Origin of the sequence: Chelativorans sp. ZYF759, assembly GCF_012911015.1 — a bacterium.
In the GTDB taxonomy this organism is placed as follows: Bacteria; Pseudomonadota; Alphaproteobacteria; order Rhizobiales; family Rhizobiaceae; genus ZYF759.
In genome coordinates, this window is sequence record NZ_WVVV01000008.1 from 89,936 (window position 1) to 113,160 (window position 23,225).

At 65.0% G+C, this 23,225-nt stretch carries 21 protein-coding genes; 17 read left to right on the forward strand and 4 right to left on the reverse strand.

What is annotated here, in order from left to right:
- The first annotated feature begins 11 nt into the window (after positions 1 to 11).
- The 8 genes from GRZ55_RS14345 (at position 12) to GRZ55_RS14380 (ending at position 7,893) form a co-directional block, all read left to right on the forward strand.
- A complete protein-coding gene (locus GRZ55_RS14345) occupies positions 12 to 1,073 on the forward strand; it encodes a hemolysin family protein (protein ID WP_169287627.1) in 1,062 nt (353 codons plus the stop codon).
- A 74-nt stretch (positions 1,074 to 1,147) separates the two neighbouring features.
- Complete coding sequence (lnt, locus tag GRZ55_RS14350) at positions 1,148 to 2,749, forward strand: apolipoprotein N-acyltransferase (protein ID WP_368856620.1); 1,602 nt, start codon at positions 1,148 to 1,150, stop codon at positions 2,747 to 2,749.
- Between the two features lie 131 nt (positions 2,750 to 2,880).
- Complete coding sequence (locus GRZ55_RS14355; protein ID WP_169287628.1) at positions 2,881 to 3,297, forward strand: helix-turn-helix domain-containing protein; 417 nt, start codon at positions 2,881 to 2,883, stop codon at positions 3,295 to 3,297.
- 192 nt (positions 3,298 to 3,489) lie between these two features.
- Positions 3,490 to 4,803: a methionine adenosyltransferase gene (gene metK / locus GRZ55_RS14360; protein WP_169287629.1), complete on the forward strand. Its 1,314-nt coding sequence runs from the start codon at positions 3,490 to 3,492 to the stop codon at positions 4,801 to 4,803.
- 8 nt (positions 4,804 to 4,811) lie between these two features.
- Positions 4,812 to 5,516, forward strand: a complete 705-nt coding sequence (locus GRZ55_RS14365) for a tRNA (guanosine(46)-N(7))-methyltransferase TrmB (RefSeq protein WP_169287748.1) — start codon at positions 4,812 to 4,814, stop codon at positions 5,514 to 5,516.
- Between the two features lie 241 nt (positions 5,517 to 5,757).
- Positions 5,758 to 6,339, forward strand: coding sequence for a VOC family protein (locus tag GRZ55_RS14370; RefSeq protein WP_169287630.1), 582 nt, complete (start codon positions 5,758 to 5,760; stop codon positions 6,337 to 6,339).
- Positions 6,340 to 6,359: 20 nt separating this feature from the next.
- Positions 6,360 to 7,043 (forward strand): glutathione S-transferase family protein, encoded by a 684-nt coding sequence (locus tag GRZ55_RS14375; protein WP_169287631.1) that lies wholly within the window; start codon positions 6,360 to 6,362, stop codon positions 7,041 to 7,043.
- Between the two features lie 190 nt (positions 7,044 to 7,233).
- Positions 7,234 to 7,893, forward strand: coding sequence for a peroxiredoxin (locus GRZ55_RS14380; protein WP_169287632.1), 660 nt, complete (start codon positions 7,234 to 7,236; stop codon positions 7,891 to 7,893).
- A 63-nt stretch (positions 7,894 to 7,956) separates the two neighbouring features.
- Here GRZ55_RS14380 and GRZ55_RS23635 read toward each other — a convergent pair whose 3' ends face one another.
- Both GRZ55_RS23635 and GRZ55_RS14385 read right to left on the reverse strand, forming a co-directional pair.
- Entirely contained in the window at positions 7,957 to 8,079 is a 123-nt protein-coding gene (locus tag GRZ55_RS23635) for a hypothetical protein (RefSeq protein ID WP_256379809.1), read from the reverse strand.
- A 106-nt stretch (positions 8,080 to 8,185) separates the two neighbouring features.
- Complete coding sequence (locus GRZ55_RS14385) at positions 8,186 to 9,562, reverse strand: aspartate aminotransferase family protein (RefSeq protein ID WP_169287633.1); 1,377 nt, start codon at positions 9,560 to 9,562, stop codon at positions 8,186 to 8,188.
- A 151-nt stretch (positions 9,563 to 9,713) separates the two neighbouring features.
- On the opposite strand from GRZ55_RS14385, the gene doeA reads away from it, so the two are divergent.
- From doeA to GRZ55_RS14410, 5 genes are all read left to right on the forward strand, one after another.
- Positions 9,714 to 10,907, forward strand: a complete 1,194-nt coding sequence (gene doeA, locus GRZ55_RS14390) for an ectoine hydrolase DoeA (RefSeq protein WP_169287634.1) — start codon at positions 9,714 to 9,716, stop codon at positions 10,905 to 10,907.
- 76 nt (positions 10,908 to 10,983) lie between these two features.
- A complete protein-coding gene (locus tag GRZ55_RS14395) occupies positions 10,984 to 12,123 on the forward strand; it encodes a GNAT family N-acetyltransferase (RefSeq protein ID WP_169287635.1) in 1,140 nt (379 codons plus the stop codon).
- Positions 12,124 to 12,318: 195 nt separating this feature from the next.
- On the forward strand, positions 12,319 to 13,479 hold the full coding sequence (locus GRZ55_RS14400) for an MFS transporter (protein WP_246734774.1): 1,161 nt from the start codon (positions 12,319 to 12,321) through the stop codon (positions 13,477 to 13,479).
- 387 nt (positions 13,480 to 13,866) lie between these two features.
- The gene (locus GRZ55_RS14405; protein WP_169287637.1) at positions 13,867 to 14,820 is read left to right on the forward strand and encodes a TAXI family TRAP transporter solute-binding subunit; all 954 of its coding nucleotides are present in this window, start codon (positions 13,867 to 13,869) and stop codon (positions 14,818 to 14,820) included.
- 92 nt (positions 14,821 to 14,912) lie between these two features.
- A complete protein-coding gene (locus GRZ55_RS14410) occupies positions 14,913 to 17,453 on the forward strand; it encodes a TRAP transporter fused permease subunit (protein ID WP_169287638.1) in 2,541 nt (846 codons plus the stop codon).
- A gap of 3 nt (positions 17,454 to 17,456) precedes the next feature.
- Here GRZ55_RS14410 and GRZ55_RS14415 read toward each other — a convergent pair whose 3' ends face one another.
- Together GRZ55_RS14415 and GRZ55_RS14420 are read right to left on the reverse strand one after the other, a co-directional pair.
- Positions 17,457 to 17,693 (reverse strand): Lrp/AsnC ligand binding domain-containing protein, encoded by a 237-nt coding sequence (locus GRZ55_RS14415; RefSeq protein WP_169287639.1) that lies wholly within the window; start codon positions 17,691 to 17,693, stop codon positions 17,457 to 17,459.
- 62 nt (positions 17,694 to 17,755) lie between these two features.
- Positions 17,756 to 18,586 carry an alpha/beta hydrolase gene (locus tag GRZ55_RS14420; RefSeq protein ID WP_169287640.1) on the reverse strand — a complete coding sequence of 277 codons (831 nt, stop codon included), beginning with the start codon at positions 18,584 to 18,586 and terminating at the stop codon, positions 17,756 to 17,758.
- A gap of 167 nt (positions 18,587 to 18,753) precedes the next feature.
- On the opposite strand from GRZ55_RS14420, the gene GRZ55_RS14425 reads away from it, so the two are divergent.
- Genes GRZ55_RS14425 through GRZ55_RS14440 form a run of 4 tightly spaced genes read left to right on the forward strand, consistent with a single transcriptional unit; the run spans position 18,754 to position 23,085 of the window.
- The gene (locus tag GRZ55_RS14425) at positions 18,754 to 21,045 is read left to right on the forward strand and encodes a bifunctional salicylyl-CoA 5-hydroxylase/oxidoreductase (RefSeq protein ID WP_169287641.1); all 2,292 of its coding nucleotides are present in this window, start codon (positions 18,754 to 18,756) and stop codon (positions 21,043 to 21,045) included.
- Complete coding sequence (locus tag GRZ55_RS14430) at positions 21,045 to 21,800, forward strand: SDR family NAD(P)-dependent oxidoreductase (protein ID WP_169287642.1); 756 nt, start codon at positions 21,045 to 21,047, stop codon at positions 21,798 to 21,800. The genes GRZ55_RS14425 and GRZ55_RS14430 overlap by 1 nt, the downstream gene beginning before the upstream one ends.
- Positions 21,800 to 22,276 (forward strand): MarR family winged helix-turn-helix transcriptional regulator, encoded by a 477-nt coding sequence (locus GRZ55_RS14435; protein WP_169287643.1) that lies wholly within the window; start codon positions 21,800 to 21,802, stop codon positions 22,274 to 22,276. The genes GRZ55_RS14430 and GRZ55_RS14435 overlap by 1 nt, the downstream gene beginning before the upstream one ends.
- Positions 22,273 to 23,085, forward strand: a complete 813-nt coding sequence (locus GRZ55_RS14440; RefSeq protein WP_169287644.1) for an enoyl-CoA hydratase family protein — start codon at positions 22,273 to 22,275, stop codon at positions 23,083 to 23,085. Before GRZ55_RS14435 ends, GRZ55_RS14440 begins: the two co-directional genes overlap by 4 nt.
- The last annotated feature ends 140 nt before the right edge of the window (positions 23,086 to 23,225 follow it).

Genomic DNA, 23,225 nt, shown 5'->3' on the forward strand with positions numbered 1-23,225 from the left:
ACCGGAAGACGATGACCAAGAACCCTGAGCCTGCTGTCGCCCTGGAAACCGGCGGCGAAAAGGCGGCGGATCAGTCCGAAGACGCCCAAAGTACCGGCGCCGGGCAATCCGGCACACCTCCAACGCTCTTCAAGCGCCTGCTTTCCTTTTTCGGCGTTCGCAACGGCTCGTCCATCCGCGACGACCTCGAAGACGCACTGGCCGAGCACGGCGAGAACGCGACCTCGTTTTCCCCCGGCGAACGCGCCATGCTCAACAACATCCTCAGGCTGCGCGAGGTGCGCGTCGAGGATGTGATGGTGCCGCGCGCGGAAATCGAGGCGATCGACGTCCACACGAGCCTGGCCGAACTGCTCGTCCTGTTCGAGAAGTCGGGCCATTCGCGCATGCCGGTCTATGACGAGTCGCTCGACGATCCGCGGGGCATGGTCCATATCCGCGACGTCGTCGCCCACATCACCCGGGGAGCCAGCAAGAAGCGCGGCCGCAACGGCGCGAAAGGCCCGGTTCCCGTGACGGGGCCGACCCTGGATCTGGCCAAGGTCGATCTGGTCAAGAGCATCAAGGACGTCAGCCTCGTGCGTCCCGTGCTCTTCGTCCCCCCCTCCATGCTGGCATCCGATCTGATGACCCGCATGCAGGCGAGCCGAATCCAGATGGCGCTCGTCATCGACGAATATGGCGGCACCGACGGTCTCGTATCGCTCGAGGACATCATCGAGATGGTCGTGGGCGACATCGAGGACGAGCACGATGACGAGGAGCCCATGATCACGCAGTCGGGCGAGGGCGTCTTCGTCGTCGACGCGCGCGCCGAGATCGACGAGGTGGCGCGCATGGTGGGCGAAGGCTTCACGCCCGGCGAACATGGCGAATATGTCGATTCGATCGGCGGCCTGATCTTCACCGCGCTGGGCAGGGTTCCGGCCCGCGGCGAGGTGGTGCAGGCGATACCTGGCTTCGAATTCCACGTGCTCGATGCCGATCCGCGGCGTGTGAAGCGGGTGCGCATCGTCCAGACCAAGCTGGGCGAGCGCCGACGGCGCGTCCAGCGGACCGCCGACGCCGCCTGATCCTCGCATTGGGAGCGGGCGGCAGGTTTCGCCCCGCCGCGCGATGATCTAGATTTCCGCCAATTCGATTCGGAGTGTCTGATCAGCCGATGGAGCGCCTTGCCGACCGGGTAATACTCTTGTGGGGTTGGCGGCAGGCTCTCGTGGCGCTGCTGGCCGGCGCCGTCCTGGCGCTGGGGCAGGCTCCGTTCGACTTCTTCGCCGTCGGCTTCATTTCATTCACGCTGATCGTCTGGCTGCTCGACGGTGTCGGGACCGCGCCGGGAAAGGGCTGGATGCGGGCCGCTTTTCCTGCGTTCGCCGTCGGGTGGTGGTTCGGCTTCGGCTATTTCCTCGCGGGGCTTTTCTGGGTCGGGAACGCTCTTCTTGTCGAGGCGGAGGATTTTGCCTGGGCGCTACCGCTTGCCGTGATCGTGCTGCCGGCCGGCCTGGCGATATTCTACGGGCTGGCGACGCTGGCCGCGCGGCTGGTGTGGAGCGACGGTCTTGGCCGGATTGCCGCGCTGGCACTGGCCTTCGGGGCGGCCGAATGGGTGAGGGCCACCGTCCTGTCCGGCTTTCCGTGGAATGCGATCGGCTATGTCGCCATGCCGATCCCTCTCCTGATGCAGTCCGTGACCCTGACCGGCCTGTTCGGCATGAGCGCGCTCTCCGTCCTCGTCTTCGCCATGCCGGGCCTTCTCGCCAATCGCCGCCATCTGACGGCGGGGATTGCGATCGCGCTGCTGCTGGTCGCGGCCCATATCGGCTTCGGTGCGTGGCGGCTGACGCAGGATGTCGCTCCCAGCGGCGAGACCCTCTCGGTGCGTATCATCCAGCCATCGATCAACCAGGGTGAGAAATGGGACGGGGCGGCCCGCGACCGCATCTTCTCCGCGCTGATCGAGCTGTCCGCGCTCCCGCCGGCCGAGGGGGCAGCCGCGCCGCAACTGATTATCTGGCCGGAAACATCCTTCCCCTTCCTGCTGACCGACCGTCCCGATGCGCTGGTGGCGCTTTCGGAACTCCTGCAGGAGGGGCAGCTGCTGGCGGCTGGAGCGGTGCGCGTGGAAGGCGCCGCCTCCGAGGGTGGGGTCCGCTATTACAACTCGATCCTGATGATCAACGACCAGGGCGAGATCGTCGATGGCTACGACAAGGTCCATCTCGTGCCTTTCGGCGAGTATCTTCCCCTGCAGGACTGGTTGAGCCGTTTCGGCCTGCGGCAGCTCGTGCAGGCCTTCCCCGGATTCACGCCGGGCACGCACAGACGCCCGCTGGATGGCGGCCAGGGCGCGCGTCTCCTGCCTTTCATCTGCTACGAGATCATCTTCCCCGGCGAGAACGGCTCGGATGTGGAGACGAATCTGCTCATCAACGTTACCAACGACGCCTGGTTCGGCGACACGCCCGGGCCATACCAGCATTTCCGCCAGGCGCAGATCCGCGCCGTCATGCTGGGACTGCCGATGGTGCGTGCCGCCAATAACGGCATTTCGGGCGTGGTCGATGCCCGGGGACGGATCGTGGACGCGTTCCGCATGGATGCGGTGGGCGCGCTCGATGCGCAGATCCAGCTGGCAGATCCCTCGGCGCGGGCATGGACCGCGGTCCGCTGGGGCCAGCCGATGATCTTTTTCGCGCTGGGCCTCCTTATTGTAGCAACAGGCTCAATCCCGCGGCGCAGAGCGAATTGACAGTTGATATATTACGCCATCATATGAGATTCGGAGAAAGACCCGGAGTTCGCCGGCTGCATGAAAAGTGACCTTGTCGCTCGCCATTGTCAGCAGCGGCGGCGGTGACCGGGTAGGAGGATTGGCGCGGAATGGCTGATACCAAGAAAAAACCCAATCCTATCGACACACATGTCGGCAGCCGCATCAGATTAAGACGCAACATGCTTGGAATGAGTCAGGAGAAATTGGGCGAGAGCCTTGGGATCACCTTCCAGCAGATACAGAAATACGAGAAGGGTACCAATCGTGTCGGCGCCAGCCGGCTGCAGGCGATCTCCTCTATTCTGGGCGTCCCGGTATCCTTCTTTTTCGAGGACGCCCCCGGCGAACTCGCAACCGGCGGTTTCGCCGAAAGCCAGAGCACGGATTTCGTCGTCGATTTTCTCGGCAGCTCGGAGGGCCTGCAGCTCAATCGCGCATTCGTGAAGATTCGCGACGCCAAGGTCAGGCGCAAGATCGTGGAACTGGTCAAGACGCTGTCGGCCCAGGAAGACGAGCAGGGCTAGGGACGTCCCGCCACCCTCGCAATCCACTGAAAACCCTCCGTTTCTCATCGATGGATATGCACGTCATTGAGCCTGGCCGAACCCCGGCATTCGGATGCGCGACCTTGACGGGTTCGCGATTGCTTGTCTAACAGTTCGTGCCCCTGCCCAACGGCAGTGGGCTTTTTAACTTTCGAGAGGGGGACACCCGCTTTGCGTCAGAACTATCTATTCACATCCGAATCCGTTTCCGAGGGCCATCCAGACAAGGTCTGCGACCGAATTTCGGACGAGATCGTCGATCTGTGCTACCGCGAGATGAAGAAGGTCACGCCGGAAGATGCCGACCGCTATGCGGAGGTGTCGGCCACCGACGCTTCGAAGATCCGCGTCGCCTGCGAGACGCTCACCACCACCAACCGCGTGGTCATCGCGGGCGAGGTACGCGTGCCGCACACGCTTTTGAAGAAGGACAAGGACGGCAACGTCCTGACCGACAAGCGCGGCGAGCCGATGCTCAACCCGTCAAAATTCCGTTCCGCGGCGCGCAAGGCGATCCGCGCCATCGGCTACGAGCAGGACGGCTTCCACTGGAAGACGGCCCGCATCGACGTGCTTCTGCACGGGCAGTCCGCGCATATCGCGCAGGGCGTGGACAAGGCCTCCGACGCCGGCGAGAAGCAGGCCGAGGGCGCGGGCGATCAGGGCATCATGTTCGGTTATGCCTGCCGCGAGACCCCGGAACTCATGCCGGCCCCGATCTACTACAGCCACAAGATCCTCGAGCTCCTGGCCACCGCGCGCCATGCCGGCGAGGGGGATGCAGGCGGGCTCGGTCCCGATGCCAAGAGCCAGGTAACCGTGCGCTACGAGGGCGGCAAGCCCAAGGAAGCGACCCAGATCGTGCTCTCGACCCAGCATCTCGACGAGAACTGGGACAGCAAGAAGGTGCGTTCGGTGGTGGAGCCCTATATCCGCCAGGCGATGGACGAGGGCGGCCTGGCAATCGCGTCCGATTGCAACTGGTACGTCAACCCGACCGGCAAGTTCGTCATCGGTGGTCCCGACGGCGATGCCGGCCTGACCGGTCGCAAGATCATCGTCGACACCTATGGCGGCGCCGCGCCGCATGGCGGCGGCGCGTTTTCCGGCAAGGACACGACCAAGGTCGACCGTTCGGCCGCCTATGCCGCGCGCTACCTCGCCAAGAACGTGGTGGCCGCGGGCCTTGCCGAGAACTGCACCATCCAGCTCTCCTATGCGATCGGTGTCGCCCAGCCGCTGTCGGTCTATGTGGACCTTCACGGTACCGGCCACGGCGTGACGGAAGAAGATGTCGAGAAGGCGATCCGCGAGGTCATGGACCTTTCGCCCTCCGGCATCCGCAACCATCTGGCGCTCAACAAGCCGATCTATGCCCGTACGGCCGCCTATGGCCATTTCGGGCGCAAGGCCGGGCGCGACGGTGCCTTCTCCTGGGAGAAGACCGATCTCGCCAAGGAACTCAAGAAGGCGATCAAGGGCTGATGCACGGCATGGCTGGAGAAGAGCGACGGTCGCGCGCGACGGAAGCCTTCTTCGGCCGCCGGCGCGGCAAGACCTTGAAATCCGCACAGGCCGCGGCGATGGACGAGATCCTGCCGCGGCTCAAGCTGGATCTGTCGCAGCCGGCGCCGGCCGATCCGAAGACGCTCTTCGCCGTCCCCGTATCCGGGCTGCGACTGGAGATCGGTTTCGGCGGCGGCGAGCATCTCCATTCGCAATTGCAGCGCCACCCCTCCACGGGGTTCATCGGCGTTGAGCCTTTTGTCAACGGCATGGCGAAGCTGATCTCCGCCCTGTCGCAGGAGTGGCACGACAACGTCCGGCTCCACGACGACGATGCGACGGTGCTCCTCGACTGGCTGCCAGCGGCCTGCCTCGACGGCATCGATCTTCTCTACCCCGATCCGTGGCCCAAGCCCCGTCACTGGAAACGACGTTTCGTCAATCCGGGCAATCTCGACCGCTTTGCGCGCGTGCTCAAGCCTGGCGGGATCTTCCGTTTTGCCTCCGATATCGACACCTACGTCGACTGGACGCTGCTGCACTGCCGGGCGCATCCCGGCTTCGAATGGCAGGCGGCCAGTGCCGCGGACTGGCGTACGCCCTATGAAGGGTGGCCCGGCACACGCTATGAAGCCAAGGCGCTTCGCGAGGGCCGCACGCCTGCTTACCTCACCTTCCTGCGCGCTTCCTGACAGAAAAAAAGTGCTCAAGCTGTGAACGCATCGTTCACGCTCGCGCGCTGCAATTGCGCCTTGAGAACGGCTAGGCTCGCCTAGTTAACCGGGAGCATTGTTTCCCGCGCCGGGGGAGGAGGCACCTTCGCACGCAGGTTCCGCATTGTCGTTGCGGATCCGCGGCACCCTCTTCGACGTCCGGCCGGCACGAGCCTGCGCTGCGTCCTCGGTCGGGCGCGTGTCACGAGAGGAGAACCGCATGAAGAAGCTGCAGACCCAGGGCGTTCACCACATCACGCTGGTCGGCGCCGATCGGCAGACATCCATCGATTTCTGGGAAGGGGTGCTGGGCATGCCCTTCGTCTTCGACCAGCCCAATCTCGACCGGGCGGAGGAGAGCCATCTCTATTTCGACCCTGGCGACGGTCGCCTGATCACGATCTTCACCAACGAGAACCGCAAGCCGGACGCGACCCGCACATCCACCGAACAGGGGGCCGTCCACCACATCGCGTTCAACGTCTCGCGGGTGACGTTCCTGCAGGCCGTGGAGCGCCTGGATGCGCGCGGCATCAAGCATTCCGGCGTGAAGGACCGGGGCTTCATGGACTCCATCTACTTCAACGACCCGCTGGGACTGACGATCGAACTGGCGTCCTACCGTTTCGAGCCGCCGGTCGGTCACACCCACACGGACGTGCTGTTCGAAGCCCACAAAATCCGCGTCGAGCGCGGCGACTACAACATCAAGGAAGAGCATCTCGCCGATGCCATCGAGCTTCTGGTGGAGCGGTCGCAGGCGACGCTTTCGGCCGACAGGTCGCCGAAGAATCCATACTGAAACGAAGGGGAGAAGAGAAAATGTCGATCCAGTTGAAGGTCATCAAGCCGAGCGTGAACAACATGTCGGTGCGCGTCTTCGTGCGCGCGGCCGGACTCGATTTCGAGGAGCATGACGTCTACGGCAAGACCCGCGACGCCGACTTCCTAGAGCGCAATCCGGCTCATCTGACGCCGCAGATCGAGGAGGCCGGGCTGCCCAAAGGCACGCTGTGGGAAAGCTGCGCGATCATGCAGTATCTTTCCAACAAGCACGGCCTGAGCGATCTCTACCCGACCGATCCGGCACGGCGGGCCATGATCGACAGCGCCATGTTCTACATCATCGGCACGCTTTATCCGCATCTCGCACGCGCCACCTATCCGTCGCTCGGCTTCCCTCTCTATGCGGGCGAGGTCGGCGCCAGCGAAGCCGATGACGCGGCCAAGCAGGCGGCCGCCAAGGCTGCAGAGGCGGCATTGGCCGAACAGCTGGAGGTCTTCCACAAGTTCTACATGGACGGGCAGTCCTTCATCGGCGGCGACAAGCCTTCGATAGCCGATATCCGCCTGGCGGCGACGCTGGAGTTCCTGGCGGTCATCGATTACCCGACGCCTGCCTGGGTGAAGGACTTCCTGGCCGCCATGGAAAAGACCCTTGGCAACGCCTATGCCGAGCCGGCAGGCGACGTCCGCGGCTACATCCAGTATGTGAAGTCACAATAGTCACCCACGAATACCGGTTTCGGCCTGACGGCCGCGGGGAATAATATTCTCCGCGGCCGCATTCCTTTTGGGATGTCTTGCTGCCGGCGTGCGATGCCTGAGAAGGGCTGACCTAAGCCAGAGGCAGGCCATTGCGGACGCGGCGCTCCACCCCGATATCTGGGCGACCAGATCAAGAAGGGAGTGCCCCATGAGCATCCGTATCAACGACACTGCACCGGACTTCTCCGCCGAGACCACGCACGGCACCATCAATTTTCACGAATGGATCGGCGATGGCTGGGCGGTTCTGTTCAGCCACCCGAAGAATTTCACGCCCGTCTGCACGACGGAACTCGGCGCCATGGCCGGCCTCGAGGACGAGTTCCGCAAGAGGAACGTGAAGATCATCGGCATTTCCATCGACCCGGTCGCCGATCACGATCGCTGGAAGGCCGACATCGAGACCGCCACCGGATACCGTGTCGACTACCCGCTGATCGGAGACCGTGACCTCAAGGTCGCCAAGCTCTACGGCATGCTGCCGGCCGAAGCCGGTGACAGCTCGGATGGCAGGACGCCGGCCGACAACGCCACCGTCCGCTCGGTCTTCGTCATCGGGCCGGACAAGAAGATCAAGCTGGTGCTGTCCTATCCGATGACGACGGGACGCAATTTCCAGGAAATCCTGCGCGCGATCGATTCCATCCAGCTGACGGCCAAACACCAGGTGGCAACGCCCGCCGACTGGAAGCAGGGCGAGGACGTCATCATCACGGCCGCCGTATCGAACGAGGACGCGACGACGCGCTTCGGCAGCTATGAGACCGTGCTGCCCTATCTGCGCAAGACGAAGCAGCCTGCAGGCTGAACAATCGACGCCATCAAGCGGGCCGAGCGGACGAAAATCCGCTCGGCCCGACCTGTACGGTCATCAGAGCGGCCACTGCGTGCGCGACTGCGCCTCGACCTGAAGACGGCGGGCTTCGACGATTACGTCGCGCGCCGCGGTCAGGAAACGACGCGTGCGGGGAAAGCGGGGTCTGGACAGGGTCATCTGGAAATCTCCGGTGACGAAAATCTCCTCCACTCTTTTCAGATAGACCGCCTGCGCCCCGGTGAGTAGGGCGAATGTTGCAAGGCAGCCATTCGCCCCGGGGCGTTCAGCCTGGGAATACCGCCTCCACCGCCTCGATCGTGGCGTCCACGACGATGTCGGCCTCACGATTGGTGAGGCAGAGCGGCGGCGCGAAGCCCAAAATGTCACCCTGCGGCATGGCCCGTCCGATGACGCCGCGTTCGGCCAGCGCCGCTGCGATACGCGCGCCGACTTTCTGCGCGGGATCGAAGAACCGGCGATCGTCCTTGTCCTCCACGAACTCGACGGCTGCCAGCATGCCGTCGCCGCGCACCTCGCCCACATGCCTGTGGTCCGACAGCGCGTCGGACAAGCGTCGGCGGAACCATTCGCCGACCTTGCCGGCATTGGCGACGAGATCCAGCTCGTCGATCAGTTCGAGATTTGCCACGCCGGCCGCCGCGCAGAGCGGGTGCGCGGAATAGGTCCAGCCATGGCCGAACGCGCCCATGCGGTCGGAGGCCTCGACCAGCACCTGCCACACCTTGTCTCCCACGATGACGCCGGACAGCGGCGTGTAGGCGGATGTCAGCCCCTTGGCGATGGTGATGAGGTCCGGCTGGATGCCGTAGTGGTCCGATCCGAACATCGTGCCCATGCGGCCGAATCCGGTCACGACCTCATCGGCGACGAGCAGGATGTCGTATTTTTTCAGGACGGCCTGGATCTTCTCCCAATAGCCGGCCGGCGGCGGCACGATGCCGCCCGTGCCCAGGATCGGCTCGCCGATGAAGGCAGCGACCGTGTCCGGTCCCTCGGCCAGGATCAGTTCCTCGAGCTTGTCGGCACAGTGCTGGGCGAACTGGGCCTCGCTCATCGAGCGATCCTCGCGCCGGTAGAAATAGGGCGCCTCGGTGTGCAGCACGCGGTCGAGCGGCAGATCGAAGGCGTTGTGGAAGAGTTCGAGCCCGGTCAGCGAACCGGTCATGAGGCCAGAGCCGTGATAGCCGCGCTTGCGCGAGATGATCTTCTTCTTCTCCGGCTTGCCGATCTGGTTGTGGTAGAGCCAGATCAGCTTGACGTTGGTCTCGTTGGCGTCCGAGCCGGAGAGGCCGAAATAGACCCGGCTCATGTTTGCCGGCGCCCGGTCGATGACCATCTTCGACAGGCGGATCGAGGCCTCGGTGCCGTGGCCGACATAGGAATGGTAATAGGCGAGTTCGTGCGCCTGCTTCGAGATCGCGTCGGCGATCTTGGTGCGGCCATAGCCGACATTGACGCAATAGAGGCCGGCGAACGCATCCAGGCTTTGCCGTCCGTTCACATCCGTAACGTAGACGCCTTCCCCGCCATTCATGATGCGGTTCGGGCTCTCCCCGCGCGCATGCTGCCCCATATGGGTGGAGGGATGGAAGAAGTGGTCGCGGTCCCAGGCATTGAGTTCGTTGTCGCGGTCCATCATCGTCGGCTCCTGGTTTTTTGCGGTTCCTCTCCCCTGATAGTCCGGCCGGGGCTTGTCATCCACCCCACTGCCCCCGATTGCCATTGGTCCAGCCGCTTCCCAAGCCCGCCCTCATCTGGCACGAAAGCGGATATCAAGCGCGGGAGCGACCATGACCGACGTCCAACTCCGTTTCAGCCATGCCGAGTTCGCAGACCGCCTGGCAAGAACCCGCCGGGCCATGGAAGCGAAGGGTGTCGATCTGCTGATCGTGTCCGATCCGTCCAACATGAACTGGCTGACGGGCTATGACGGCTGGTCGTTCTACGTCCACCAGGCGGTCATCGTGCCGCCGGACGGCGAACCGGTCTGGTTCGGCCGCAAGCAGGATGCCAACGGCGCCAAGCGCACGGCCTATCTGGCCCCGGAAAACATCCTCTATTACGAGGATCACTACGTCCAGTCGACCGAGCGCCACCCGATGGACCGGCTTTCGGAGATCCTGGCTTCGCGGGGCTGGGACAGGCTCGCAATCGGCGTCGAGATGGACAATTACTGGTTTTCGGCCGCCGCCTTCGCCTCCCTGCAGCGCCATCTGCCCAATGCGCGTTTCGCCGACGCCACGGCGCTGGTGAACTGGCAGCGGGCGGTCAAGAGCGAGACGGAGATCGCCTATATGCGCAAGGCGGCCCGGATCGTCGAAGCCATGCATGCCCGCATCTTCGACAAGGTCGAGGTGGGCATGCGCAAATGCGATCTGGTGGCCGAGATCTACGATGCGGGCATCCGCGGCGTGGAGGGACCCGAGGGACGGATCGGCGGCGACTATCCCGCGATCGTGCCGCTGCTGCCGTCGGGACTCGACGCCTCCGCGCCGCATCTGACCTGGGACGAGCGGCCGCTGCTGGCGGGCGAGGGGACCTTCTTCGAGATCGCCGGCTGCTACAACCGCTACCATTGCCCGCTGTCGCGCACCGTCTTCCTGGGCAAGCCGCCGCAGGATTTCCTGGAGGCGGAGAAGGCCACGCTGGAAGGCATGGAAGCCGGGCTGGAGGCGGCACGACCCGGCAACAGCTGCGAGGACGTCGCCAACGCGTTTTTCGCGGTTCTCGCGAAATACGGGATCATCAAGGACAACCGCACCGGCTATTCGATCGGCCTGTCCTATCCGCCGGACTGGGGCGAGAGAACGATGAGCCTTCGTCCCGGCGACCGGACCGAATTGCGGCCGGGGATGACGTTCCATTTCATGACCGGGCTCTGGCTGGAGACGATGGGGCTGGAGATCACAGAATCCATCCTGATCACGCAAACCGGGCACGAGTGCCTCGCCGACGTGCCGCGACGGCTCTTCGTCAAGGACTAGCGCGGCCGCGGCCGGGCCTGCGTTAACGCCAAGAAAAGCCTTTGCCGGCATGATCGGGGCGAATTTTGGAGGTCCGATGCAGGTTCAGGCGGGGGGCGGGGCGGTCGCTCCGGTCGACATCGACGACAGGACCGCGGTCTGGCACGCCCTGTCGCCGGACGTCGCGATCGCTCGGATCGCCGCCGGCGAGGCCACCGTCGCGCTGTCGCCCGACGGCTTTTCCGGACCGCACAGCCTGGCCGCGCTGGCCGCTCGAACACGCCAGCAGGACGAGCTCCCTCTTTTCTGCGCGCTCGGACAGGGACCGGCGCAGTGGATCCTGCCGCTGCGCATCGAGCGGAGCTACGGCATCAGCCAGGCCCTGCCGCTGGCCGCTCCTCTCGGGCAATATTCACCTGAACCGCCCGGACCGCTCACGGCGGGGACGCTCGGCGCCCTGGCCGAATGGCTGCGGGCGGACTATGGCTGCGACGTGTTGCTGCTGCGCCGCCTTCGGCAGAACAACCCGCTGGGTGCGCTGCTCGAGGCAGCCGGTGCGGTGATGAGCCAGCCTGACGAGGCCCTGTTCATCGATCTGGCCGCCTTCGGCAGCTTCGATGCCTACCTGCAAACCTTCAGTTCCAAGAAACGCGCCAACTGGCGGCGCGATCGTCGCCGGCTGGAAGACGAAGGGCGGGTCTCCTTCGAGGTCAGGAGCGGCGCGGCGGCCGGTGACGCCCTGCTGAGCGCGATCGCATGGAAGCGCGCCTGGCTGGACGAGGTCGGTGTCGCCAGTCCCGTTCTCCACAGCGAAGACTGGTGTGACGTCCTGTGTTCTTGCGCCGCCGCAAGGAACGGCCACGTCTCCGTGCTTTCCATCGACGACAGGCCCGTGGCCGTCGAGCTGGGCTTCGATCAGGACGGCAGCTATGCAGCCTATCTCGGCGCGTTCGAGCCGTCCTTCGGCAGGCTCAGCGTCGGGCAGGAACAGATGCGGCGCACCATCGAATGGTGCTTCGACAAGGGCTTTTCGCGCTACGATCTCCTGCCGCCGGCCGACGCCTACAAACGCTACTGGTCTCGTGGCGCGACGGGCATCGGCGTCGCCGACTACGCGCTTTCGCTGTCGATCGCGGGCAGTGCGGCCTCCTTCGCGCATGGCCGGCTCCGCCCGCTGGCGCGCCAATTGGTGCTCTCCGCGCCGGCCGGCATGCGCAAGCTGGTGTTGGGGCGCTAGCCACCCGTCCAGGGCCGGGAGTGCGCTGGCACCCCGCTTGGCCCTGCGTGGACCTGATTGAAGCCGGCACGAGACGGTATGCCAGCGCCTGACGCCCGGCACCGGTCGGGCGCGTGGAGGAGCGACGTGCACAACCAGCCCACGGATCGAGTGGAACTCGACGGCCGCTATTCCTGGCTGCGGCTGGCCGTCAGCATGCTGATCGCCACGATCGGTAGCGTCGGCATGTGGTCCGTGGTCGTTGTCCTGCCTGCCGTGCAGGTGGAATTCGGCGTCGCGCGGGCGGACGCGTCCCTGCCTTATACGCTGACCATGGTGGGCTTTGCCTTCGGCAATGTCTTCATCGGCCGCATCCTGGACCGCACCGGCATCCTCGTGCCGCTGATCGTGGCGGCGGTTGCGCTCGCGGTCGGCTTTGTGGGCGCGGCCTTCGTGAATTCGATCTGGGCCTTTGCGATCCTGCAGTGCCTGATCGGCTTCGGCGCCTCGGCCACCTTCGGCCCGCTCATCGCCGACATCTCGCACTGGTTCGAGAAGCGGCGCGGCGTGGCCGTGGCGGCAGCCGCCAGCGGAAACTATTTCGCCGGCGCCATATGGCCGCTGGTCATGCAACTGAGCCTGCCCACCGAAGGCTGGCGCTTCACCTACATCGCAATCGGCCTGTTCTGCATCGTGACCATGATCCCGCTGACCTGGTTCCTTCGCCGCCGTCCGCCGCATATGACGGCCGGTGCCACGGGAAACGGTTCGGGCGGGCTGCCGCCGCGCCAGATCGACCTGTCGCCGCGCGCCCTGCAGATGCTGCTCGCCATCGCCGGGCTCGGCTGCTGCGTGGCGATGGCGATGCCGCAGGTCCACATCGTCGCCTATTGCGTGGATCTCGGCTTCGGCGTGGCGCGGGGCGCGGAGATGCTGTCGCTGATGCTGGTCGGCGGCGTTGTCAGCCGGCTCGCCTCAGGTTTCCTGGCCGACTATATCGGCGGGGTAAAGACCCTGCTCGTCGGCTCGGTGCTGCAATGCCTGGCGCTGATGGCCTACATCCCCTTTGACGGGCTGGCCTCGCTCTACATTGTCTCGCTCATCTTCGGCCTGTCGCAGGGTGGCATCGTGCCAAGCTATGCCATCATCGTCCGGGAGTACCTTCCGGCGCGCGAGGCTGGCCAGCGGGTCGGCATCGTCATCATGGCGACGATCGTCGGCATGGCCCTCGGCGGATGGCTGTCCGGCCTGATCTACGACATCACCGGCTCCTATCAGGCGGCTTTCCTCAATGGCATCGCCTGGAACTTCATGAACATCCTCATCATGCTGCTGATCCTGTGGCGAACCGGTCGACGGCAGCCCCTGGCGGCATGAAACGGACGGTGGACCGGCAATGCTGACGGTGCGACTCTTGCCGACAATGGTTGACTTGACCGTTACGGGCGGTCTTAAATCCGTGAATGCTTTCCAGTTCTGGATCAAGGTGAGGAAATCCCGCGCGCTGCAACCCCTAGCGCACGACCGGCTGCGTCGTGGCCCAGAGGCAGTGCCGCAATTCCTCGATTCCGCATTGGAAGGAATGCAGGGGCGGCTTCCCGCCCGTGAGGAGATGTCGGGCCGCCCAGGCGGCCCGCCGAACCGGCCCATATCGTGGGCTACATGACAACCGGCCCACAGGACAGTTGAGCCGGAAAAAACAGGAAGCGCCGAGAGGACCGCCGCAAAGGCTGGTCCCCGGCACCATCCAGAAGGAGGTCCAATATGAAGAATCCAATCCGTACCCTGACCGCAGGCATCGCCGGGCTCGGGCTCGCCCTGTCCATTGGCGGCGCCGCCATGGCCCAGCAGGTGTCGCTGGCGACCGGTGGCGTATCGGGCGTGTACTACCCGCTCGGCGGCGCCATGGCCGAAGCCTGGTCGGCCGAGGTCGACGGCCTCACCGCCACGGCCGAATCCACCGGTGCGAGTGTCGTCAACGTTCGCCTTATCCAGGGCGCCGAGGCCGAGATCGCGATGGTCCAGAACGACATCGCCTACTACGCCTTCAATGGCGACGAGATGTTCGAGGGCGAGGCGCTCGACAAGAATCTCGGTCTTGCGATGCTCTACCCCGAGGTCATCCAGATCGTCACGCTGGCCGATCGCGATATCTCCACCGTCGACGATCTCTCCGGCATGCGTGTCGCCGTTGGCGCTCCTGGCAGCGGCACGGAAGCCAACGCACGCCAGATTCTCGGCGTTCACGGCATTTCCTACGACGACATCAACGAGCAGTTCCTGCCCTTCGGCGAGGCCGTCGATGCGCTGCGTGACGGTTCGATCGATGCCGCCTTCCTGACCGCGGGCATTCCGACCGCCGCCGTCATCGACCTCGACGCCACCCACGACTTCGCGCTGGTCTCGATCTCGTCCGATCGCGCCGCGGAACTGGAGGACCAGTATCCCTTCTACACCGCCTTCACCATTCCCGGTGACACCTATGGCGATCTGGAAGGCGACGTGGAAACCGTGACCGTCCAGGCCATGCTCGTCGTCAGCGCCGACATGGACGCCGACGTGGTCGAGAACATGCTGTCCATCCTGTTTGACGATGCGACGCTCGAGCGTCTCTGCGACACCCATGTCCGTGGCTGCGACGTCTCCCTCGACACCGCGCTCGACGGCATGCCGATCGACCTGCATCCCGGTGCGGAAGCCTTCTACAACAACAACTAGGCTTAGCGCCAAGCTGTGCTAGACGGGACGGGGCGGATTCGGGTTCGAGTCCGCCCCGTTTCTTTGTAGACTATCGAGGAGAGCGTGAACCGATGAACGATACCACGGTGAAGTATCAGTCGGACGAGTCGGCCCTGCAGCGCGACGTGCGCGGCTGGGTGGGCTGGGGCATCGCCGGCATCGCCATCGTCTTCTCGCTGTTCCAACTCTACCAGATGGGCTTCGGCCTCATGCCGGCGCAGAATCTGCGCGCCGTCCACCTGGCCTTCGTGCTGGCGCTGATCTTCCTGCTCTATCCGACGTTCAAGCGCTGGGACATGAGCCGCATGTCGGTCCTCGACGCGCTGCTGGCAGCCGCCTCCATTTCCGGCCCGCTCTATTTCTATTTCAACTTCAACGCCATGGTGATGCGCGCCGGCATCGAGACCGCGACCGATCTCTTCATGGGCGCCGTCACCATCGTCGCGCTGCTGGAAGCCACCCGCCGCGCGATCGGCCCGGTGTTGCCGGCCATCGCCATCGTCTTCATGGGGTATGCCTATCTCGGACCCTACATGCCCGAACTGATCGCGCATCGCGGCTATACGCCGGAGCGCATCATCCGCCATCTCTACCCCACGACAGAGGGCGTGTTCGGCATTCCACTGGCCGTGGCCTCGACCTTCGTCTTCCTCTTCGTGCTGTTCGGCGCCGTCATGCAGCGTACGGGCATCAGCGACTATCTGACCCGCGTGGCGATGTCCGGCCTGGGCCACTACAGGGGCGGGCCGGCCAAATCCGCCGTCCTCGCCAGTGCGCTGATGGGTTCCTTCTCGGGCTCGTCGACCGCCAATGTCGCCACCACCGGCACATTGACCATACCCCTGATGAAGCGGGTCGGCTTCCGGCCGGAATCCGCAGGTGGCATCGAGACCGCCGCCTCGACCACGGGCCAGTTCGTCCCGCCCGTCATGGGTGCGGCTGCCTTCGTCATGGTGGAAATCACCGGCATACCTTACGTCCAGATCATCCAGGCAGCCCTCCTGCCGGCCCTGCTGGATCTGGCCGGCATCATCTTCTGCGTGCACATGCATGCGCTCAAGCACAAGATTCACGGCCTTCCTCGCAACGAACTGCCGCCCTTCTTTCCCGCGCTGTTCAGCCAGATCTACCTGCTCATCCCCATCGTCGGGCTGATCCTGATGCTGACAGTGCTGCGCTACACGCCGACAATGTCGGCGTTCTGGGCGATCCCGATGGCCCTGCTGATCTCACTGGTCGCCCGCAACACCATCATCGTGTGGCGTGCGGTTCGCGTGCAGATGCGCGGCGGCGATCCCTTCGAGGGCATCGAGGAGGCACTCGACCGGCAGCGCTCGGAGATCGCGGTCAAGAAGGAAAACACGCAGAAAGCCACCAGCGTCGGCGGTCTGTTCGGCAAGGCCTGGGCCGACTGGTTCAAGGACATGGTGAAGGCGCTGGAGGAGGGTGCGCGCCAGGCGATCCCGATTTCAGCTGCCTGCGCAACGGCCGGCATCATCATCGGCATCATCACGCTGACGGGACTGGGGCTGAGGATGCAGTCCATCCTGCTGACCCTTTCGGGCGGGGAGCTGTGGGCAGCGCTGGTCTTCACGGCGCTGGGCTCGATCATCCTCGGGCTCGGCGTGCCGACGACGGCCAACTACATCATCATGGCGACGCTCATGGCGCCCGCCCTGGTGCAACTCGAAGTGCCGCTTCTGGCCGCCCACCTCTTCGTCTTCTATTTCGGCATCCTGGCCGACACGACACCGCCGGTGGGGCTCGGGGCCTATGTCGCCGCGGGCATCGCGCGGGCGGGGCCGATACGAACCTCGGTGGAGGGTTTCAAATTCTCCATCACGGCCTTCATCATTCCGTTCATGTTCGTATACAACCCCCAGTTGATATTACTGGGCGACTGGGAGTGGCTGGAGCTCTTATGGCTCGTCGCCTCGGGCATGGTCGGCGTCTACGCCCTGGCGGTGATGAAGGAAGGCTGGTGGCTGACGCGCGCCAACGTCATCGAGCGCATCGTCATCACCTTTGCCGCGATCCTGCTCATCCAGCCGAGCGTGTGGGTGGATATCGCCGGGTTCGCCGTGATGGGCGGTGTCTACGCATTCCAGATGTGGAAGGTGCGCCGCGAAGCCGCACATGGTGTGAAGGAGGCGACGACGACCTCCAAGGTGGCGATGGGCGCGGGCGTGCTGGCCTTGCCGGTCGCCGTCGGCTGGCTGTTCCTGCCCGTCGTCCAGGTTTCCGACAACGGCTCCAGCTGGAGCCGCACCGCCTTTCCCGGCCAGCAGGTCACGCTTGCCCACATGCACTCGGTCGAGCGCTCGCTCGTCGAGGAGACGTTCCAGCTCGGCTGGCGTGGCGATCTGATCCATCGCCGCACCGTCACGCGATCCATGGGGGCGGGCCTGCCGGATGGCGGCGCGGCGCGTGGCGGCGTGATGACCACCCGCGGCACTGGCGAGCGCCACCGAGAGATCGCGCTGCGCTATGGTCCTGAGAACGAGCCGGCCATCATCGTGGGCGAAACCCGCCGCGAGCTGTCCGATCTTGCCGACGGGCGCGCTGTGGAACTGCGCGTGCGCCACGTCTGGGAGACGCTTATCGGGAGGTAGGGATCAGAACGCCCGGAAGGTGAGCGTCGTCAGCGAGCGCACGATGCCCGGCACATTGGCCACGTTCTCGCTGATGAACTTGCCGATGTCGGTCTGGTCGTCGATGTAGATCTTCATCAAGAGATCGTAGTCGCCGCTGGTGGAATAGAGTTCCGAGGCGACCTCTCGCTTGTAGAGCTCGTCGGCTACCTCGTAGGTCCGGCCCGGCTGGCACTGCAACTGAACGAAGACGGGTCTCATGGGCTGGCGTCCTGGCTATTTCCGAAGGAGTTGAGGCTCTAAGCGAGATTCCCGCCTGGGCGCTACGCTGTCAACAGCGTGCGCGTCAGCGCGTGATCGGGATCGCCCAGGCCGTCGATGACGTTGAAATGGTGCCGGTCGGGTTCCTCCACCACCATGGTCCGCGCACCGAGCCCGATCCAGACATTGGCGAGCAGCGCGTTCTGGCGCAGGAATTCGGAACGCTCGTTGCCACCCACCCAGCAGCACAGCCGCGCGCCGTCCATGGGTTCCAGGAGCGCCGGGCTCTCCGTCGCCGCTTCCGCACCGTCGATCGCCAGGGTTTCGTTCATGGCGGTCTTCATCATGGGCCGCAAATCGTGCACGCCCGAGATCGACACGGTGTTGGCGACGCGCGCGCGCACGGAAGCGGGCAGGGGAGAACTGGCGCAGATCATCCGCGTCACGAGGTGGCCGCCGGCGGAGTGACCCGTAAGGCGGATCGGGCCGTCGATCTCTCCCGCCGCCATCGCGATGGCCGCCCCTACCTCCTGGGTGATCCCGGCAATGCGGATATCGGGACACAGCGTGTAGGACGGCATGACGACCGCATGGCCGTGGGCGAGCGGGCCGGCGGCAAGATGCGACCAGAAGCTCTTGTCGAGCTTCATCCAGAAGCCGCCATGGACAAAGACGACCAGACCCTGCGGCGTGCCCTCGGGCAGAAACAGGTCCAGCCTGTTGCGCTTGGCCTCGCCATAAGGAAGGTCGAGACGCGCCCGGCCCCTGTTCACAAGATCGTCGCGGAATGCACGCGCGGGTTCAACCCATGCCGCCGGCCAGCGGTCCCCACCGGCGATATTGGCGCCATTGGCGTAGGCGTCGTCCCAGTCGGTTATGTGGTGGTCGATCATGCCCAGCCTCCCGCGTGCCAGGAAGCGCAAGGCTTCCACAGCGCGCATCCTGTGCCCATGGCCGAGATATTTCAACCTTAAAATTTCATGCTTGAAACAAGGGCTGCTTGCTGTCATGCTCCCTTCAACAGGGTCGAAAACAGGCCTGAACAAGGGGAACGTGTCGGATGAAGGTGGCCGTACTCGGCGGTGGTCCCGCCGGACTGTATTTCGCCATTTCGATGAAGCTGCGCGACGCCGCGCACGACATCACGATCTATGAGCGCAACCGCCCCGACGACACCTTCGGCTGGGGCGTGGTGCTCTCCGACGAAACCCTCGACAACCTCGCCGACAACGATCCCGTCTCTGCCAAGAGCATTCGCGCCCATTTCGCCTATTGGGACGACATCGCCGTCATCCACAAGGGCACGCGCACCGTGTCGACCGGCCACGGCTTCTGCGGCATCGGGCGCATGCGCCTGCTGCTGCTGCTGCAGGAGCGGGCACGCGAACTCGGCGTGAAGATGGAGTTCGAGACCGACATTGGCGATCCGCGTCCGTTCATGGCCGACAACGACATGGTGCTGGCCGCCGACGGGCTGAATTCGCGCACGCGCTCGACCTTCGCCGATGTGTTCAAGCCCGACATCGACACCCGCAAGTGCAAATTCGTCTGGCTGGGCACGCATCAGAAATTCGACGACGCCTTCACCTTCATCTTCGAGAAGACCGAACATGGCTGGGTGTGGGCCCATGCCTACCAGTTCGACCCGGACACCGCGACCTTCATCGTCGAATGCACCGAGGAGACGTGGGCGAAGTTCGGCTTCGGCGACATGACCAAGGAAGAGTCGATCGCCACCTGCGAGGCGATCTTCAAGGACCATCTCGGCGGCCACTCGCTGATGTCCAACGCCAACCACGTCCGCGGCTCCGCCTGGATCAACTTCCCGCGCGTCCTGTGCGAGCGCTGGAGCCACGAGAACCTGGCATTGATGGGCGATGCGGCTGCGACCGCGCATTTCTCGATCGGTTCGGGCACCAAGCTGGCGCTGGAATCCGCGATCGCGCTGGCGGATTATCTCCACTCGGAGCCGACGCTTGCCGAGGCCTTCGCAAAATACGAGGACGCGCGCCGCACCGAGGTTCTCAAGCTGCAATCGGCGGCCCGCAACTCGATGGAATGGTTCGAGGAGGTCGAGCGCTATCTCGATCTCGACCCGGTTCAGTTCAACTATTCGCTGCTGACCCGCTCGCAGCGTATCAGCCACGAGAACCTGCGCCTGCGCGATGCCGAATGGCTGGGCAGCGCCGAAGCCTGGTTCCAGCGCCAGGCGGGCGCCAACGGGAACACACCCCGCGCGCCGATGTTCGCGCCGTTCAAGCTGCGCGGGCTGGAGCTGAAGAACCGCGTCGTGGTCTCGCCCATGGCCCAGTACAAGGCCGTCGACGGCACGCCCACCGACTGGCATCTCGTGCATTATGCCGAGCGCGCCAAGGGCGGGGCGGGGCTCGTCTACATCGAAATGACATGTGTGTCGCCAGAGGGGCGCATCACGCCGGGGTGTCCGGGCTTCTATGAGCCGGAACACGAAGCGCAGTGGAAGCGCATCGTGGAATTCGTGCATCGGGAGACGGACGCCAAGATCTGTGCCCAGCTCGGACACTCCGGCCCCAAAGGCTCCACCCAGCTCGGCTGGGAAGAGATCGACGCGCCGCTCGAAGACGGCAACTGGCCGCTGATGGCGGCATCCGACGTCCCGTGGTCGCCGCGCAACCAGGTGCCCCGGCCGATGGACCGCGCCGACATGGATGCCGTCCGCGACCAGTTCGTGACGTCGGCGCAGATGGCCGAGCGCTGCGGCTTCGACATGCTGGAGCTGCACTACGCCCACGGTTATCTCCTGTCCTCCTTCATCTCGCCGCTCACCAACCGGCGCACGGATGAGTATGGCGGCTCGCTCGAGAACCGGATGCGTTATCCGCTGGAGATATTCCAGGCGGTTCGCGCGGTCTGGCCCGAGGACAAGCCGATCGCCGTGCGCATTTCGGCCAATGACTGGGTCGGCGAGGAGGGTATCACGCCCGCCGACGCCGTCGAGATCGCGCGTATGCTGCAGGAGGCCGGCGTCGACATCTGCGACGTGTCGGCAGGGCAGACCTCACTGCTGGGCAAGCCTGTCTATGGCCGCATGTTCCAGACGCCGTTCTCCGACCGTATCCGCAACGAGACCGGCATGAAGACGATGGCCGTCGGCAACATCTACGAGCCGGACCACGTCAATTCGATCCTGATGGCCGGCCGCGCCGATCTCGTCTGCCTGGCGCGTCCGCATCTGGCCGACCCCTACTGGACGCTGCATGCCGCCGCCCAGCTGGGCGACAAGGGCGTGACCTGGCCCGATCCCTATCTCAACGGGCGCGACCAGCTCTACCGCCTGGCCGAGCGCCAGGAACAGATGACGGGCAAGGTCTGATGAACGTCTCCTTCGCCCACGCACTCGTCACCGGCGGCGCCACCGGCATAGGCCGTGCCATCGCGCTCGAACTGGCCAATGCGGGAATGGACGTGACGATCTGCGGGCGGCGCGCCGAGCCGCTGGAGAAGGTGGCGGCCGAGAACCCGAAGCTCCATGCCATGACGGCGGACGTGACCGACGAGGCCTCCGTTGCCAGGCTTTACGAGGAGGCCGAGGCAGCCCGCGGGCCCTTCGACGTGGTCATCGCCAATGCCGGCATCGCCTCCAGCGCACCCGCCCACAAGACGACGCTGGAGGAATGGAACCGCATCCTCGGCGTCAATCTGACCGGGGCGTTCCTCACCGTTCGTCCGGCCCTCAAGGGCATGGCCGATCGAGGCCGCGGACGGGTGATCTTCGTGGCCTCCGTGGCCGGCCTGCGCGGCTCCGCCTATGTCGCGCCCTACGTCGCCTCCAAGCACGGCGTGATCGGCCTGACGCGTGCGCTGGCGGCCGAACTGCTCAAGAAGGGCGTGACCGTCAACGCCATCTGCCCCGGCTATGTCGAGACCGAGATGCTGGAGGAGTCGATCCGCCGCGTCATGGAAAAGACCGGCCGGTCGGAAGCGGAAGCCCGACAGGGCTTCGCCGAGATCAATCCCAATCACCGCCTCGTCCAGCCCGAGGAAGTCGCGGCTGCCGCCCTGTGGCTGGTCAGCGACGCGGCCATCTCGGTAACAGGCGAAGCCATTCCGATTTCGGGAGGCGCATGATGGATGCCGCCCCTCTTGCAACCGTGAAGCCAGCCGCCGCGAACAAGGAGCGGCTGCGCCTCTGGATCCGGCTGCTGCGTGCCCAGCGTACCGTCGAGGCGGAACTGCGCGATCGGCTCAAACGCCGCTTCGAGACGACCTTGCCGCGCTTCGACGTGATGTCGGCGCTCTACCGTCGGCCCGAAGGCATGCTGATGAGCGACCTTTCGCGCTTCCTGCTCGTCTCCAACGGCAACGTGACCGGCATCGTGGACCGGCTGGTCGCGGATGGTTTTGTCATGCGCGCCGCGCGCGAGGGCGATCGTCGCACCTCGATCGTCAGCCTGACGCCGCGGGGACGCGAACTGTTCGCCGCGATGGCTGAGGAGCATGAGGTCTGGGTGGCCGAACTGCTCGCCGGGGTGAGCGAGTCCGAGGCGCGTGCGCTCTCCGCCACGCTCAAATCATTCCGCAGCAATTGGGAAGGTGAAGCATGACGGCGATGGCCGGACTGAAGCCGAAGCATTTTCTCTGGCGCATGGAGGGCGCTGTCGCAATCGTCCAGCTCGACCGGCCCGAGCGCAAGAACCCGCTCACCTTCGAGTCCTACGCCGAACTGCGCGACACCTTCCGCGACCTCGTCTATGCCGACGATGTCGATGTGGTCGTCTTCATGCCCAATGGCGGCAATTTCTCTTCCGGCGGCGATGTCCACGACATCATCGGACCGCTGACGAAGATGGACATGAAGGAACTGCTGGCCTTCACCCGCATGACAGGCGACTTCGTCAAGGCGATGATCAATTGCGGCAAGCCTATCATCTCCGCCGTCGACGGCGTCGCGGTGGGGGCGGGGGCGATCGTCACCATGGCCTCCGACATCCGTCTCGCCACGCCCGAGGCCAAGACGGCCTTCCTGTTCACCCGCGTCGGGCTTGCCGGCTGCGACATGGGCGCCTGCGCCATGCTGCCCCGCATCATCGGGCAGGGCAGGGCGGCCGAACTCCTCTATACCGGCCGCTCCATGAGTGCCGAGGAAGGCGAGCGCTGGGGCTATTACAACCGGCTGGTGCCGGCCGAGCAGCTGGAGGCGGAGGCCTTGAAGCTGGCAGCCCAGCTCGCCGCCGGCCCGACCTTCGCGCATGGCATCACCAAGACGCAGTTGAACCAGGAGTGGTCGATGAGCCTCGAACAGGCCATCGAGGCGGAGGCGCAGGCCCAGGCGATCTGCATGCAGACCGCCGATTTCGAACGCGCCTACAAGGCATTCGTGGCCAAGGAAAAGCCGGTGTTCGAGGGAAATTGATGAATATCTGGACGCCCCCTCCACCACGCTTCGCGCGGTCCCCCTCCCCCGCTTCGCAGGGGAGGATAAGCCGTGTTCGCGGCCCGATCCTCCCCCGTCCAGGGGAGAGGGGGACTGCCGAATGCGGTGGCGGGGGCGCT